At 69.7% G+C, this 13,850-nt stretch carries 15 protein-coding genes; 6 read left to right on the top strand and 9 right to left on the bottom strand.

Going from position 1 to position 13,850, the window contains the following annotated elements:
- Positions 1 to 20: 20 nt before the first annotated feature.
- Complete coding sequence (locus FIU83_RS15360) at positions 21 to 425, bottom strand: DoxX family protein (protein WP_152484855.1); 405 nt, start codon at positions 423 to 425, stop codon at positions 21 to 23.
- A gap of 98 nt (positions 426 to 523) precedes the next feature.
- Between FIU83_RS15360 and FIU83_RS15355 the strand changes: the two genes are divergently transcribed.
- On the top strand, positions 524 to 973 hold the full coding sequence (locus tag FIU83_RS15355; RefSeq protein ID WP_152485401.1) for an META domain-containing protein: 450 nt from the start codon (positions 524 to 526) through the stop codon (positions 971 to 973).
- Between the two features lie 152 nt (positions 974 to 1,125).
- Here FIU83_RS15355 and FIU83_RS15350 read toward each other — a convergent pair whose 3' ends face one another.
- The 4 genes from FIU83_RS15350 to FIU83_RS15335 all read right to left on the bottom strand — a co-directional run bounded on the left by FIU83_RS15350 (position 1,126) and on the right by FIU83_RS15335 (position 7,482).
- Positions 1,126 to 3,963 (bottom strand): valine--tRNA ligase, encoded by a 2,838-nt coding sequence (locus FIU83_RS15350; protein ID WP_152484854.1) that lies wholly within the window; start codon positions 3,961 to 3,963, stop codon positions 1,126 to 1,128.
- Positions 3,964 to 4,089: 126 nt separating this feature from the next.
- The gene (locus tag FIU83_RS15345; protein WP_152484853.1) at positions 4,090 to 4,542 is read right to left on the bottom strand and encodes a DNA polymerase III subunit chi; all 453 of its coding nucleotides are present in this window, start codon (positions 4,540 to 4,542) and stop codon (positions 4,090 to 4,092) included.
- Positions 4,543 to 4,714: 172 nt separating this feature from the next.
- Positions 4,715 to 5,815, bottom strand: coding sequence for a branched-chain amino acid aminotransferase (locus FIU83_RS15340; RefSeq protein WP_152484852.1), 1,101 nt, complete (start codon positions 5,813 to 5,815; stop codon positions 4,715 to 4,717).
- 146 nt (positions 5,816 to 5,961) lie between these two features.
- The gene (locus FIU83_RS15335; RefSeq protein ID WP_152484851.1) at positions 5,962 to 7,482 is read right to left on the bottom strand and encodes a leucyl aminopeptidase; all 1,521 of its coding nucleotides are present in this window, start codon (positions 7,480 to 7,482) and stop codon (positions 5,962 to 5,964) included.
- 136 nt (positions 7,483 to 7,618) lie between these two features.
- On the opposite strand from FIU83_RS15335, the gene lptF reads away from it, so the two are divergent.
- The 5 genes from lptF to bfr all read left to right on the top strand — a co-directional run bounded on the left by lptF (position 7,619) and on the right by bfr (position 11,209).
- A complete protein-coding gene (gene lptF / locus FIU83_RS15330) occupies positions 7,619 to 8,701 on the top strand; it encodes an LPS export ABC transporter permease LptF (protein WP_172976102.1) in 1,083 nt (360 codons plus the stop codon).
- Complete coding sequence (lptG, locus tag FIU83_RS15325; RefSeq protein ID WP_152484849.1) at positions 8,698 to 9,762, top strand: LPS export ABC transporter permease LptG; 1,065 nt, start codon at positions 8,698 to 8,700, stop codon at positions 9,760 to 9,762. The genes lptF and lptG overlap by 4 nt, the downstream gene beginning before the upstream one ends.
- A 12-nt stretch (positions 9,763 to 9,774) precedes the next feature.
- Positions 9,775 to 10,248: an RDD family protein gene (locus FIU83_RS15320; RefSeq protein WP_152484848.1), complete on the top strand. Its 474-nt coding sequence runs from the start codon at positions 9,775 to 9,777 to the stop codon at positions 10,246 to 10,248.
- 117 nt (positions 10,249 to 10,365) lie between these two features.
- Positions 10,366 to 10,572 carry a (2Fe-2S)-binding protein gene (locus FIU83_RS15315; RefSeq protein ID WP_152484847.1) on the top strand — a complete coding sequence of 69 codons (207 nt, stop codon included), beginning with the start codon at positions 10,366 to 10,368 and terminating at the stop codon, positions 10,570 to 10,572.
- Positions 10,573 to 10,726: 154 nt separating this feature from the next.
- Positions 10,727 to 11,209 (top strand): bacterioferritin, encoded by a 483-nt coding sequence (gene bfr, locus FIU83_RS15310; protein WP_152484846.1) that lies wholly within the window; start codon positions 10,727 to 10,729, stop codon positions 11,207 to 11,209.
- A 114-nt stretch (positions 11,210 to 11,323) separates the two neighbouring features.
- On the opposite strand, the gene FIU83_RS15305 is transcribed toward bfr, so the two are convergent.
- The 4 genes from FIU83_RS15305 to FIU83_RS15290 form a co-directional block, all read right to left on the bottom strand.
- Positions 11,324 to 11,557 (bottom strand): DUF1653 domain-containing protein, encoded by a 234-nt coding sequence (locus FIU83_RS15305; protein ID WP_253939497.1) that lies wholly within the window; start codon positions 11,555 to 11,557, stop codon positions 11,324 to 11,326.
- 43 nt (positions 11,558 to 11,600) lie between these two features.
- Positions 11,601 to 12,428, bottom strand: a complete 828-nt coding sequence (gene tcdA / locus FIU83_RS15300; protein WP_152484845.1) for a tRNA cyclic N6-threonylcarbamoyladenosine(37) synthase TcdA — start codon at positions 12,426 to 12,428, stop codon at positions 11,601 to 11,603.
- A 4-nt stretch (positions 12,429 to 12,432) separates the two neighbouring features.
- Entirely contained in the window at positions 12,433 to 13,182 is a 750-nt protein-coding gene (locus tag FIU83_RS15295) for a pseudouridine synthase (RefSeq protein ID WP_152484844.1), read from the bottom strand.
- A 115-nt stretch (positions 13,183 to 13,297) separates the two neighbouring features.
- The gene (locus tag FIU83_RS15290) at positions 13,298 to 13,774 is read right to left on the bottom strand and encodes a peroxiredoxin (RefSeq protein WP_152484843.1); all 477 of its coding nucleotides are present in this window, start codon (positions 13,772 to 13,774) and stop codon (positions 13,298 to 13,300) included.
- Positions 13,775 to 13,850: the final 76 nt, after the last annotated feature.

Here is a 13,850-nt window from a genome sequence, read left to right as displayed (position 1 = left end):
GCGGCGGCCGGGCGCGCGACTCAGTCCGGCCGCCAGGCCATGCGCCCGCTGCCCAGGAAGACCAGCGCCAGGGCGCCGAACAGGAAGAAGCCCTGCAGCTCCAGCGCCCAGCCGCCGGTGTCCTTGAAGGCGGTCAGTTCGCCCATGTGCGCCAGGAAGATCGCCACCAGCTTGTTGGCGACCATCAACAGGGCCCCCACGCGGCTGCGCCAGCCGATCAGCACCATCAGCGGCGCCAGCACCTCGCCGATCAGCACGCCGTAGGCGAGCACGGTCGGCAGGCCCTGGGCGGCCAGGGTGTTGCCGATCCAGGTCAGACTGCCCGGGTTGAGCAACTTGGTGAGCCCATGGGGCAGCATCAGGCCGGCCACCGTGAGGCGCAGGATCAGCTTGCCGAGGGCATCGTTGTGAAGCGCGTGGAGCATGCGGGGACCTCCGGGTCCGGCGAAGAATTGTCTCGATGCCCCGGCTGGGGCAAGCTTGGCGCCGGATCACTGCCCTGCGCCCCAAGGACGATACCATGATGATCAAAACCCTACGCAACGCCACCCTGCTGGCCGCCGGCGCCCTGCTGCTCGCCGCCTGCCAGGGCGGGCCGGCCCCCCGCCTCGTCGAGGAGCCTTCGAGCCGCCTCGAGGGACCGGTGGTCGACCAGCGCTGGAACCTGCTGCTGGTGGGCACCAGCGAGCGCCTCGACATGCCGACGCGCCCCTACTTCGTGATCGACGGCGAGGGGCGGGTGAGCGGCAGCGACGGCTGCAACCGGCTGACCGGCCAGGCGTCGCTGGGCGAGAACCAGCGCATCGCCTTCACCGAGCTCGCCACCACCCGGCGCGCCTGCCCCCGGGCCGAGGACGCGGCCCGGGTGACCGACCTGCTGGAGAACGCCTACCGCTACCTGATCGACCACGACCGGCTGGTGTTCTTCGGTCCCGACCAGCGAGTGCTGGGGGGCTTCCTGCGCGTCGACTGAGCCCGTTGACGAGAGCCCGTTGACCAAGCCGTCGGCGGGCCGTGCTCCCCCGCCGTCGGGGCCAGCAAAAGGGGCCGGGCGCCCAGCGCCCGGCCCCTTTGCCGTCCGGGGTCGCGAGCCGTGAGATCGCGACCGGTCGGGTCATGGCGACCTCAGAGCGCCTCGATCTTCTCGCGCTGCTCGACCAGCAGCCGGCGTGCGGCCTCGAAGTCGGCGAGCTTGGCGCGCTCCTTCTCGACCACCGCGGCCGGGGCCTTGGCGACGAAGCTCTCGTTGCCGAGCTTCTTCTCGATGCCGCCGATCAGCTTCTCCTGCTTGTCGATCTCCTTGGCCAGGCGCGCGAGCTCCGTGTCCTTGTCGATCAGGTCGGCCATGGGCACCAGCACCTCCATCTCGCCGACCAGCTGGGTGGCCGAGAGCGGCGCCTTTGCGGGGTCGTCGAGCCACTCGACGCGCTCGAGCTTGGCCAGCTTGGAGAGGAACAGGCGGTTGGCCGCCAGGCGCTCGCTGTCGCCGGCGGTGCCCTTGGTGAGCAGCGCCTCCAGGGGCTTGCCCGGGGCGATGTTCATCTCGGCGCGGATGTTGCGCACGGCCACGATCACGCCCTTGAGCCACTCGATGTCGCGGGTGGCGTCCTCGTCGATCAGCGCCTCGTCGGCCTTGGGCCACGGCTGGGTCATCACGGACGGCCCCTCGACGCCGGCGAGCGGCGCCACGCGCTGCCAGATCTCCTCGGAGATGAAGGGCATCATCGGATGGGCCAGGCGCAGGATCGCCTCGAGCACTCTTACCAGGGTCTGGCGAGTGCCGCGCTTGGCGGCCTCGGAGGCGCCCTCGTCCCAGAGCACCGGCTTGGAGAGCTCCAGGTACCAGTCGCAGTACTCGTTCCAGACGAAGTCGTAGAGCGCCTGGGAGGCGTGGTCGAAGCGGAACTCTTCCATCGCCCGGGTCACCTGGGCCTGGGTCTGCTGCAGGCGCGAGACGATCCAGCGGTCGGCCAGCGACAGCTCGGCCGGCTCACCACCCAGGCCGGTGTCCTGGCCCTCGGCGTTCATCAGCACGTAGCGCGAGGCGTTCCACAGCTTGTTGCAGAAGTTGCGGTAGCCGTCCAGGCGGCCCATGTCGAACTTGATGTCGCGACCGGTGGTGGCCTGGGAGAGGAAGGTGAAGCGCAGGGCGTCGGTGCCGTGGGGCTCGATGCCCTCGGGGAACTCGGCGCGGGTGGCCTTGGCGATGGCCTTGGCCTTCTGCGGCTGCATCATGTTGCCGGTGCGCTTCTCGACCAGGGTCTCCAGCGCGATGCCGTCGATCAGGTCGATGGGGTCGAGCACGTTGCCCTTGGACTTGGACATCTTCTGGCCCTGGCCGTCGCGGACCAGGCCGTGCACGTAGACCTGCTTGAAGGGCACCTCGCCGGTGAACTTGAGGGTCATCATGATCATCCGGGCGACCCAGAAGAAGATGATGTCGAAGCCGGTGACCAGCACGCTCGATGGATGGAAGGTCTCGAGTTCCGGGGTCTGCTCGGGCCAGCCCAGGGTGCCGAAGGTCCAGAGCCCGGAGCTGAACCAGGTATCGAGCACGTCCTCGTCCTGGGTGAGCGCGAGGTCGGCGGGCAGGCCGTGCTTCTCGCGGGCCTCGGCCTCGCTTCTCGCCACGTAGACGTTGCCCTCGGCGTCGTACCAGGCGGGGATGCGGTGGCCCCACCAGAGCTGGCGCGAGATGCACCAGTCCTGGAGGTCGCGCATCCAGGCGAAGTACATGTTCTCGTAGTTCTTCGGCACGAACTCGATGTCGCCGTTCTCCACCGCGGCGATGGCGGGCCTGGCGAGCTCCTCCACGGCGACGAACCACTGATCCGTGAGCAGCGGCTCGATGACGTCGCCGGAGCGGTCCCCGTAGGGCAGGGTGTTGCTGACCGTCTCGACCTGTTCGAGCAGGCCGGCGGCGTCCATGTCGGCGACGATGCGCTCGCGGGCCTCGAAGCGGGCGAGGCCCGCGTAGGCGGCGGGCAGGGCGGTGTCGATGTCGGCCAGCGGCCTGCCCTGGAGGTCGAAGGCCTCGGCGGCCTCGAGGACGGCGGCGTCCTGGGTGAAGACGTTGATCAGCGGAAGGCCGCAGCGCTTGCCGACCTCGTAGTCGTTGAAGTCGTGGGCCGGGGTGATCTTCACGCAGCCCGAGCCCTTCTCCATGTCGGCGTGCTCGTCGGCGACGATGGGGATGCGACGGCCGACCAGCGGCAGTTCGACGAACTTGCCGACCAGCGAGGCGTAGCGCGGGTCGTCCGGATTGACCGCCACGGCGCTGTCGCCGAGCAGGGTCTCGGGACGGGTGGTGGCGACCACCAGGTAGCCGAGGCCCGCGTCGGTGGTCACGCCGTCGGCCAGCGGGTAGCGGAAGTGCCAGAAGCTGCCCTGCTGGTCCTTGTTCTCGACCTCGAGGTCGGAGATGGCGGTGTGCAGGGTCGGGTCCCAGTTGACCAGCCGCTTGCCGCGGTAGATGAGGTTCTCTTCATGCAGGCGCACGAAGACTTCCTGCACGGCCTTGTAGAAGCCGTCGTCCATGGTGAAGCGCTCGCGGCTCCAGTCGACGCTGGCCCCCATGCGGCGCAGCTGGCGGGTGATGTGCCCCCCGGACTCCTGCTTCCACTCCCAGATCTTGTCGGTGAAGGCCTCGCGGCCCAGGTCGTGGCGGCTCTTGCCCTCCTCGGCGGCGACCTTGCGCTCCACCAGCATCTGGGTGGCGATGCCGGCGTGGTCGGTGCCGACCTGCCACAGGGTGTTGCGCCCCTGCATCCGCCGCCAGCGGGTCAGGGTGTCCATGATGGTGTCCTGGAAGGCGTGGCCCATGTGCAGGCTGCCGGTGACGTTGGGCGGCGGGATCATGATGGAGAAGGGCTCGCCCTCGCCGGAGGGGGCGAAGCGGTTGTCGGCCTCCCAGCGCTCGTACCAGCGGGTTTCGATCTGCTCGGGTTGGTAGGTCTTGTCCATGGGGGCTTCCGGGTGTTCAGGGTGGCGTCGTGGCACGGCAGGCCGCGGCATGGCGGCGCCGCAGGGCGCGAAAAATGGGCTCGATTATAGCCTGCCCGGCGGGCCGGCGTCATGGGCGAGGGCGGATCAGCCCTGGCCGCGCAGGTGATGCGGGGTGACCGGGTAGCCGCGCTTCTTGTAGGTCTGCCAGCACTCGCGCTTGGCGGTAAGCACGTCCTGGTGCTGGTTGATGATCTCGGCGACCCGCTCGAAGCGCGAGAACCACTCGGGGATGCCCGGGTGCAGGTTGAGCAGCGCCTGGGCGCCGGGCTCCGGCGGGCCCTCCCAGCCGATGGTCACCGGCACCGTCGGCTCCTGGTCGCTGCCGAGCAGGGGGCTGTCCAGAAGGGCATGGGGCACGTAGGCGTCGGGGCGGAAGGTCCAGAGCCGCTCGTCGAGCTCCCGGGCCATGGCCTCGTCCTCGGCGTGCAGGTGCAGCCGGTAGCCCTTGCGGTAGATCGTCTCGGCCAGCCGGCAGGCGAACCCGAAGCGGGCCTCCAGGGTGGTGTCGGGGAGGATGTAGAAGTCGATGCGGGTCATGGGATCTCGAAGGGGCCCGGTCAGCGGTCTGGGCTTGTCCGTGGGCAAGCCATCGCGAGGGCGCTGTGAACCCATCCCTGGGCGCTACCTTTGCCATCCATGGCAAAGGACCCTCGCTTTGTCTTGCCCCCGGCGCCCACTACAGCTGGAGCCGGGGCCGGGAAGGAAGTGCTCAGGCGAGTCGGGTCAGCCAGCCGCGGGTGTCCTCGCTGCGACCGTACTGCAGGTCGAGCAGGCGGGTGCGCAGGCGCTTGGCCACCTCGTTGTCGCCCTCGGCGGCCAGCCGGATGCTGCCCTCCTCGGTGACCAGCTCGCCCACCGGGGTGATCACCGCGGCGGTGCCGCAGGCGAAGACCTCGGTGATCTCGCCGGAGGCCGCGCCCTCGCGCCACTCGTCGATGCTGATCGGGCGCTCCTCGGGGGTCAGCCCCTCGTCGCGGGCCAGGGTCAGCACCGAGTCGCGGGTCACGCCCTCGAGGATGGTGTCGGTGAGTCGCGGGGTGACGATGCGGCCGTCCTTGAACACGAAGAACAGGTTCATGCCGCCGAGCTCCTCGATCCACTTGTTCTCGGCGGCGTCGAGGAAGGCGACCTGACTGCAGTCGTGGGCCGCGGCCTCCTTCTGGGCGGCCAGCGAGGCGGCGTAGTTGCCGCCGCACTTGGCGAAGCCGGTGCCGCCCGCGGCGGCACGCTTGTAGTGCGAGGAGAGCCAGATCGAGACCGGCTTCACGCCGCCCTGGAAGTAGGCCGCCGCCGGTGAGGCGATGACGTAGTAGTCGACCTCGTGGGAGGGGCGCACGCCGAGGAAGGTCTCGCTGGCGATCATGAAGGGGCGCAGGTAGAGGCTCGACTCGTCGGCCTCGCCGGCGGGGGTGGGCACCCACGCCTGGTCCCGGGCCAGCAGTGCCTTGAGCGAGTCGACGAAGTCCTCGTCGGAGAGCTCCGGCAGCGCCAGGCGACGCGCGCTGCGCCGGAAGCGCTCGGCGTTCTTCTCGGGGCGGAAGGTCCACACCGAGCCGTCGGCATGACGGTAGGCCTTGACCCCCTCGAAGATCTCCTGGCCGTAGTGCAGCACGGCGGCGGCGGGATCCAGGGTCAGCGGACCGTAGGGGCGCACCTCGTGGCCGTGCCAGCCGGCGTCGAGGGTCCAGCGCACGTGGGCCATGTGATCGGTGAAGTAGCGACCGAAGCCGGGGTCGGCCAGGATGCCGTCACGGATCTGCGGCGCGGTGGGCTGGGCGGTCGGCAGCACGGTAAAGCGTTCGATGGACACGGCAAGGGGTCTCCGCTAGGGCGGGGCGCCGTGGGGCGCCCTCGACACGAAAAAGGGGAACCGGGCCGGCGAGGGCCCGGTGCATGAGAATCGTCATCCCACATGAAAAGGTCACCGTGGGGAAAAGGCAACCCCGCCGGCGGCGATCACTCCTCGGCGACCTCGACCTCGCTGTCGGCCTCGCGGTCCAGCAGGTACTGGGTCAGCAGGCCGACGGGCCGTCCGCTGGCGCCCTTTTCCTTGCCCGAGGTCCAGGCGGTGCCGGCGATATCCAGGTGCGCCCAGGGGAAGGTGTCGGCGAAGCGCGAGAGGAAGCAGGCCGCGGTGATGGTGCCGGCCGGGCGTCCGCCGATGTTCGCCAGGTCGGCGAAGTTGGAGGAGAGCTGCTCCTGGTACTCGTCCCACAGCGGCAGGTGCCAGGCGCGGTCCCAGGCGGTCTCGCCGGCATCCAGGAGATCCAGCGCCAGGTCGTCGTCGTTGGAGAGCAGGCCGGTGGCGTGATGGCCAAGGGCAATGATGGCGGCGCCGGTGAGGGTGGCGATGTCGACGACGCTGGCGGGTTCGAAGCGCTCGGCGTAGGTCAGGGCGTCGCACAGCACCAGGCGGCCCTCGGCGTCGGTGTTGAGCACCTCCACGGAGAGGCCCTTGAGGGTCTGGATGATGTCGCCGGGCTTGGTGGCGCGGCCGTCGGGCATGTTCTCGGCGGCGGCGACGATGGCCACCAGGTTGATCCGGGGCTTGATGGCGAGCACCGAGGTGACGGTGCCGAACACGCTGGCGGCGCCGCACATGTCGAACTTCATCTCGTCCATCGCCTCGCCCGGCTTGAGCGAGATGCCGCCGGTATCGAAGGTGATGCCCTTGCCGACCAGCACGTGGGGGGCCTCGTCGGCCTCCGGGGCGCCCTGGTACTTCATGACGATCAGCCGCGAGGGCTGCTCGCTGCCGCGGCCGACGGAGAGCAGGCTGTGGGCGCCCAGCGCCTCGAGGGCCTCCTCGTCGAGGATCTCGGCGGTCAGCGCGCCGCCGGACGCGGCGGCAAGCTGCTCGGCGCGCTCGGCCAGGTAGGTCGGCGTGCAGACATTGCCCGGCAGGTTGCCCAGGGTGCGGGTGGTCGCCACGCCCTGGCCGATGGCGTCGCCGATGCGCGCGCCCTGGCGGGCCGCGTCGGCGTCGCCCTGCTCGCTGATCAGCAGGGTGACCTGCTCCAGGCGCGGGGCGGGGGCCTTCTCGGTCTTGAACTCGTCGAAGCGGTAGACGGCGCGATGGGCGGCCTCGGCGACCATGCGGGCCTTCCAGTCGCAGGCACGGTCGGCGACCGGCACGTCGGTGAAGGCCACGGCGACGTCCTCGGCCGGCAGTGCCGCGATGGCGGTGAAGGCGGCGTCGACGGCCTTGCGGAAGGCGCCTTCCTGGCACCGGGCGCGCTCGCCCATCCCCACCAGCATCAACCGGTCCGTGTTGAGCCCAGGCGCGAAGGGCACCATCAGAACATTGCCCAGCGTGGCCTCGAAATCGCCGCGCTCGATCAGCTGGCCGATCAGCCGTTCGCTGGCGTTGTCGAGCTTGGCGGCGGCGGGCAGCAGCTCACCGTCCTTGAATACCGGGACCACGAGACAGGCCGTCTCGACCTTGGCGGGATTGGCCGTCTGAACGGGGAATTCCATGGAGTCTCCACAAGACAAGCGAAGGGGGATTCTGGATAATGCCGGCACGTTGCCGAGTCATCCCAGTGTACCCAAGGCAAGGCGTCATTGCATGGAAGTTGGCCGGGCACCGGGGGTGTCCTGCCGGGAGACAACGTTGATCATATTTCGCTACCTGACCCGTGAAATCCTGCTGACCATGTCCGCCGTGGCCGGCGTCCTGCTGCTGGTGATCATGGGCAGTCGCTTCATCCGCTACTTCTCCAACGCGGCGGAGGGGGAGATCCCGGTGAGCATCCTCGGCACCCTGATGCTCTTCCACCTGCCGGGCTTCCTCGAGCTGATCCTGCCGCTGGCCTTCTTCCTGGGGATCCTGCTCGCCTACGGCCAGCTCTACCTCAACAGCGAGATCACCGTGCTGGTGGCCTGTGGCACGAGCCCCCATCGCCTGCTGCAGGTCAGCCTGGTGCCGGCGACCCTGGTGGCCGTGCTGGTCGGCGTCTGCAGCCTGTGGCTGACCCCGGCCGGCGCCCTGCACAACGAGGTGATGCTCGAGGAGCAGCGCAGTCAGCTCGACTTCACGGCCCTGGCGCCGGGCCGCTTCCAGGACTTCGGCGGCGGGCGCACGGCCTATACCGAGGGCTTCAACGACGACGGCACGCGGATGCAGGAGGTGTTCATCAGCGAGCGACAGTCGCGCAGCGACGACACCCCCTCTACCGTGGTGACCCGGGCCGGCGCCGGCTACCAGACCGTCGACGCAGAGACCGGCAGCCGCTTCCTGGTCCTCGAGGACGGCGAGCGCTATAGCGTCGACCCCGGCCGGGCCGAGGCCGAGCGTCTCGAGTTCGGCACCTACGCCGTGCGCCTCTCCGGCGCCGCCCAGCGCCCCGAGCTCGACGCCCCCGAGTACGCCACCACCGTCGCGCTGTTCGGCGCCGAGGCCCGGCCGGCCCTGGCCCAGCTGCAGTGGCGCCTCGGCCTGCCGCTGATGGTCTTCATCCTGACCCTGCTGGCCATGCCGCTGTCTCGGGTCAACCCGCGCCAGGGGCGCTTCTCCAAGCTGCTGCCGGCGATCTTTCTCTACGTGGCCTACCTCAGCCTGCTGCTGGCGGCGCTGGACGCCATCGGCCGCGGCAGCTGGCCGGTGGCGATCGGCATGTGGCCGATCCACGGCGGCTTCCTGGCCATCGGCCTGGCCTTGATGGCCCTGGCCCAGCACAAGGGGGTGAGCGGATGATCACCGACCGTCTCGATCGCTATATCGCCCGCAACGTGCTGGGCGCCATCCTCGTCGTGCAGGTCGTGCTGCTGGGGCTGGACCTGGTGATCACCTACATCAACGACCTCGGCGACGTCGAGGGCGACTACGGCGCCTTCGAGGTGCTGCTCTACCTGCTGATGCGCCTGCCCTGGCGCTTCTACCAGTACGCGCCGGTGGGGGTGCTGATCGGCGCGCTGATCGGCCTCGGGAGCATGGCCTCGAGCAACGAGCTCACCGTGATGCGCGCCGCCGGCCGCTCCCTGGTGCGCATCCTCTGGGGGGTGATGAAGCCGATCATCCTGGTGATCCTGGTGGTGCTGAGCATCGCCGAGTTCGTCAGTCCCCGCACCGAGCAGTTCGCCAGCGCCTGGCGCCTGGAGCAGATGCAGGGCGAGGGGGCGCTGCTCACCCAGCGGGGCGGCTGGCAGCGGGAGGGCGACGACGTCTACCGCTTCGGCGCCATCCGCGCCGACGACACCGTGCTCGACCTGACCCGCTATCGCTTCGAGGACCGCACCCTCGTCGAGGCGCTGAGCGCCCGTCGGGCGGTCTGGCAGGGCGATCACTGGCAGCTCGAGCGGGTCGCCGTGACCCGCTTCGATCAGGGACGCACCGAGGCGCGCCACCACGATACCCTGCCCTGGGAGACCGCCATGACCCCCGGGCAGCTCGACCGGCTGCTGCGCGACGTCGAGACCCAGGCACCCAGCGAACTGTGGCGCTACGCCCGCTACCTGGGCGAGCAGGGCCAGCAGGCGACCCAGCCCTTGCTCTACTTCTGGCAGAAGATGCTGATGCCGCTGACCATGGCCTCGCTGGTGCTGGTGGCGGCCTCTTTCGTGTTCGGCCCCCTGCGGACCGTGGCGGCCGGCACCCGCGTCTTCTACGGCGTGGTCACCGGCCTCGCCTTCAAGTACCTCCAGGACCTGCTGGGGCCGGCGTCGACGGTGTTCGGCTTCTCGCCGGCCTGGGCGGTGCTGGCGCCGACCCTGCTGTGCGCCGGGGTGGGCCTGTATCTGTTGCGCCGTACCGGCTGAGACGAGGACCCCATGCAGCGACGTTTCGATCGACTCGACGACACCTGGCCGGCCGGCCTCAGCCGGCGGCTGGGCGCCATGCTCTACGACGGCCTGCTGGTGCTGGCGATCTGGATCGTCATCGCCGCGCTTCACCTGGTGGTGGTGCGGCTGCTGCTCGACCTGCCGGCCGAGCAGGTCGGCGCGGGGGCCGCCCAGGTGCTCTCGCTGCGCCTGCTGATGGCGCTGGCCGCCTTCGTCTTCTTCGCCTTCTTCTGGACCCGGGGCGGCATGACCCTGGGCATGCAGGCCTGGCGCCTCAGGGTGCAGACCCTCGACGGCTGCTCGATCACCGCCCTCCAGGCGCTGCAGCGCTTCCTGGTGGCGACCCTCTCGCTTCTCGCCTTCGGCCTCGGCTACCTGTGGATCCTGTTCGACGCCGAGAAGCGCAGCTGGCCGGACATCGTCTCCGGGACCCGGGTAGTGGTGCTGCCCAAGCGCCGCTGAGGCGTCGGAACGGCCCGCCAAGAAGGGCGGATCCCGGCCGGGTTTTCGTCCCTCGGCGGTTGCGGTTACCCATGCGAATCATTTACATTTACCTCACGATCAGCGCGAGGTGATGACATGTACGTGTGTCTGTGCAAGAACGTGACCGACCATCGGATCCGCGGCGCCGTCGAGGAAGGCGCGCGCAGCTGGCGCGAGGTCCAGCAGCAGACCGGATGCGCGACCCAGTGCGGCAAGTGCGCCGCCACGGGCAAGGAGATCACCCGCGAGGCCGTCAAGGCCGAGATGAACGCTACCGTCGAGGGGCTCGCCTACGCCGTGTGACGGCAATCGTTATCGTTCGCCTTGGGTTTTGCAAATCCTTGATGTCATTGAGTTATCGGTGGCGATCCCTACACTGGTTGTCACGGGCTGGCCAGGCTCCCGTGCCCATGCCAAGCTGGAATCGTGACGTGACAACCGTGATCGAGGTAATGAGATGAAAGGCGACAGCAAGGTCATCGAGCACCTGAATACCGCGCTCGGCAACGAGCTGGTGGCGATCAATCAGTACTTCCTGCATGCCAAGATGTACAAGGACTGGGGCCTCAAGGCGCTGGCCAAGTGGGAGTACGACGAGTCCATCGAGGAGATGAACCACGCCGACAAGCTGATCGAGCGCATCCTGTTCCTCGAGGGCATCCCCAACCTCCAGGACCTCGGCAAGCTCCACATCGGCGAGAACGTTCGCGAGATGCTCGAGTGCGACCTGAAGATCGAGCACGCCGGGCGCCAGGACTACATCGACGCGATCACCTACTGCGAGCAGGTCAAGGACTACGTCAGCCGCGACCTCTTCCGCGATATCCTCGCCGACGAGGAAGAGCACATCGACCACATCGAGACCGAGCTCGGGCTGATCGACAAGGTCGGCATCGAGAACTACCTGCTCAAGCAGATGCAGGAAGCCGGCGACGAGTAAGCCCCGCACGGCGAGCGAGCGCCGCACGCCCCATCGGAACGCCCAGCGCCCCGTGGCTCACCGCCACGGGGCGCCTTGCTGTGGTGGGGCGTGACCGGCGTCGCGGCGGCGGGCTTACGGAAAGGCCTTCTCCAGGGCGAAGCGCGGCACCGGCTCGCCCTGGACCTCGACGGTCTCGAGGAACATCTCCAGCGGGCGCGTCCAGAGCCCGTAGTCGCCGTAGAGCGCGCGGTAGACGACCAGCGGCTCCTCGGTCTCGCTGTGCCGGGCGACGCCGAGCACCTCGTAGAGCGGGCCCTTGTAGTGGCGATAGATGCCGCGGGGGGCCTTGTGATCCATGTGGTCCATGGCAGCGGTTCCTCAGTGGCGGGTGGTAGCGTGAAGGGGCGCGTCAGGGCGCGGCGGCCTGTTTCGCTAGCCGGGCCAGCACCCGGGAGGCGGCGGTGAAGCCGAAGCTGCCGGTGACGAAGGTGGCCGCGCCGAACCCGGAGGCGCAGTCGAGCCGGGTCGCCTCCCCCGCGCCGGGCTTCTGCAGGCAGACCTCGCCGTCGCTGCCGGGATAGACCAGCTGCTCGTCGGAGTAGACGCACTCCACCGAGAAGCGCCGCTTGGGGTTGCGGGAGAAGCCGAAGTCGCGGCGCAGGCGGGCGCGCACCTTGGCCAGCAGCGGATCGTGCTCGGTGCGGGTGAGGTCGGCCACCCGGATGCGGGTGGGGTCGGTCTGGCCGCCGGCGGCGCCGGTCACCACGATCGGCAGCTTGCGGCGCTTGCACCAGGCGATCAGCGCCGCCTTGGCGACCACGCTGTCGATGGCGTCCACCAGCTGGTCGGCATCCTCGGGGATGCGCTGGGCCAGGTTGGTGGGGGTGACGAAGGCGCTGTCGGCGACCACCTCGATGCCCGGCTGGATGGCGCGGCAGCGCTGGGCCAGCACCTCCACCTTGGGCCGGCCGATGGTGCCGTCCAGGGCGTGCAGCTGGCGGTTGACGTTGGAGACGCAGACGTCGTCGAGGTCGATCAGCGTCAGCTTGCCGATCCCCGAACGGGCCAGCGCCTCCACCGTCCAGCTGCCCACGCCGCCCACGCCCACCACCACCACGTGGGCGGTACGGAAGCGCTCGGCGGCGCGGTGGCCATAGAGGCGGCGGATGCCGCCGAAGCGGGCTTCGAAGTCGTCGGGCGTGGCGGCGGGGGAGGCGAGCGGGGCGAAATCGGTCATGGCATCACGCTGGAGAGTGGCGACGGGGCAGGGTCGGCAGGTGGCCGGTCCAGCCGAACCGTTCGAAGAGGGCGGTCATGGTGGCGTCGAGCGGGCAGTGCAGGTCGAGGCGTTCGCCGCTGACCGGGTGGTCGAGGCTCAGGCCCACCGCGGCCAGCAGCAGCCTGGGGCAGGCCAGCCGCTCGGCGAAGAAGCGGTTGTGGTTGCCCTTGCCGTGCTTGGCATCGCCGATGATCGGGTAGCCGCGCCGCGAGAGATGGCGGCGGATCTGGTGGCGGCGGCCGGTCAGGGGGCGCGCCTCCATCAGCGAGTAGCGGCTCTGGGGGTAGCGGTCGACCCGTACCGGCAGCTCCACGCTGTCGAGCCGGCGCACCTCGGTCGATGCCTCCATGGCGGGCATCTCCGCCTTGGGGCGGCGGCCATCCTCCTCGCGCAGCGGGTAGTCCAGGCGCTCCTGCGCCGGGCCGATGCCGCGCACCACCGCCAGGTAGCGCTTGGTCACCCGACGCTCGGTGAAGGCCGCCTGGAGCGACGCCGCGATCTCGGGGGCGAGGGCGAAGACGATCACCCCGGAGGTGGGGCGATCCAGGCGATGCACCGGGTAGACTCGACGCCCCAGCTGGTCACGAAGGCGCTGCAGCAGGAACTCGCGCTCGCCACGGGCGAGCGCGCTGCGGTGCACCAGCAGGCCGGCCGGCTTGTGCACGGCGACCAGGTGATCGTCTTGGTGGAGAAGGCTGAGCGGTGGCGTCATCGATGCGTCGCGGCCGGGACAAGGGGGCGCCATTGTCGCCCCCCGGGGTCGCGCTGTCATCCCGGCCGTGCCCGCCGCGCTGCTGTCGCCCCGGCCGGGGGCGCAAGAGCGGCCCCTAGAGGTGGGCCAGCACGGTCTCGGCGCTGCTCGCCTCGACGCCCTTGGCGTCGATGCCGAGGTACTCCACCACGCCGTCGTCGGCGATCAGGGCGAAGCGCTTGCAGCGCAGGCCCATGCCGCCGCCGGAGGCGTCCAGCTCCATGCCCAGGGCCCGGGTGAGCTCGGCGTTGCCGTCGGCCAGCATGGTGATGGCCTGGGCGTTCTGGTCCTTCTGCCAGGCCCCCATCACGAAGGCGTCGTTCACCGAGAGGCAGGCGATGGCGTCCACCCCCTGGGCGGCGATCTTGTCGGCATTGACCACGAAGCCGGGCATGTGGGTGTTGGAGCAGCCCGGCGTGAAGGCGCCGGGCACGGCGAAGAGCACCACCCGCCGGCCGGCGAAGAAGTCCCCGGTGGCGAGGTCCTCGGGGCCGTCGGGGCCGTTGGTCTTGAGGGTGATGTCGGGAATCTTGTCGCCCTTGGCAATCGTCATGGGATGCTTCCTTGTCGTGAAGAACGGTGGTGACCATCGGTCGTGAAGGTCGGTCGTTCGGGTCGAGGGCCGGGCG

The organism is Halomonas sp. THAF5a (assembly GCF_009363755.1).
GTDB lineage: Bacteria > Pseudomonadota > Gammaproteobacteria > Pseudomonadales > Halomonadaceae > Halomonas.
This window is presented reverse-complemented; position numbering and strand designations above follow the sequence as displayed.

What these genes read in the sequence shown, in the direction of transcription:
- FIU83_RS15360 (WP_152484855.1), bottom strand. Translation starts at nt 425, where the DNA reads ATGCTCCACGCGCTTCACAACGATGCCCTCGGCAAGCTGATCCTGCGC.
- FIU83_RS15355 (WP_152485401.1), top strand. Translation starts at nt 524, where the DNA reads ATGATCAAAACCCTACGCAACGCCACCCTGCTGGCCGCCGGCGCCCTG.
- FIU83_RS15350 (WP_152484854.1), bottom strand. Translation starts at nt 3,963, where the DNA reads ATGGACAAGACCTACCAACCCGAGCAGATCGAAACCCGCTGGTACGAG.
- FIU83_RS15345 (WP_152484853.1), bottom strand. Translation starts at nt 4,542, where the DNA reads ATGACCCGCATCGACTTCTACATCCTCCCCGACACCACCCTGGAGGCC.
- FIU83_RS15335 (WP_152484851.1), bottom strand. Translation starts at nt 7,482, where the DNA reads ATGGAATTCCCCGTTCAGACGGCCAATCCCGCCAAGGTCGAGACGGCC.
- lptG (WP_152484849.1), top strand. Translation starts at nt 8,698, where the DNA reads ATGATCACCGACCGTCTCGATCGCTATATCGCCCGCAACGTGCTGGGC.
- FIU83_RS15320 (WP_152484848.1), top strand. Translation starts at nt 9,775, where the DNA reads ATGCAGCGACGTTTCGATCGACTCGACGACACCTGGCCGGCCGGCCTC.
- FIU83_RS15315 (WP_152484847.1), top strand. Translation starts at nt 10,366, where the DNA reads ATGTACGTGTGTCTGTGCAAGAACGTGACCGACCATCGGATCCGCGGC.
- bfr (WP_152484846.1), top strand. Translation starts at nt 10,727, where the DNA reads ATGAAAGGCGACAGCAAGGTCATCGAGCACCTGAATACCGCGCTCGGC.
- FIU83_RS15305 (WP_253939497.1), bottom strand. Translation starts at nt 11,557, where the DNA reads ATGGACCACATGGATCACAAGGCCCCCCGCGGCATCTATCGCCACTAC.
- tcdA (WP_152484845.1), bottom strand. Translation starts at nt 12,428, where the DNA reads ATGACCGATTTCGCCCCGCTCGCCTCCCCCGCCGCCACGCCCGACGAC.
- FIU83_RS15295 (WP_152484844.1), bottom strand. Translation starts at nt 13,182, where the DNA reads ATGACGCCACCGCTCAGCCTTCTCCACCAAGACGATCACCTGGTCGCC.
- FIU83_RS15290 (WP_152484843.1), bottom strand. Translation starts at nt 13,774, where the DNA reads ATGACGATTGCCAAGGGCGACAAGATTCCCGACATCACCCTCAAGACC.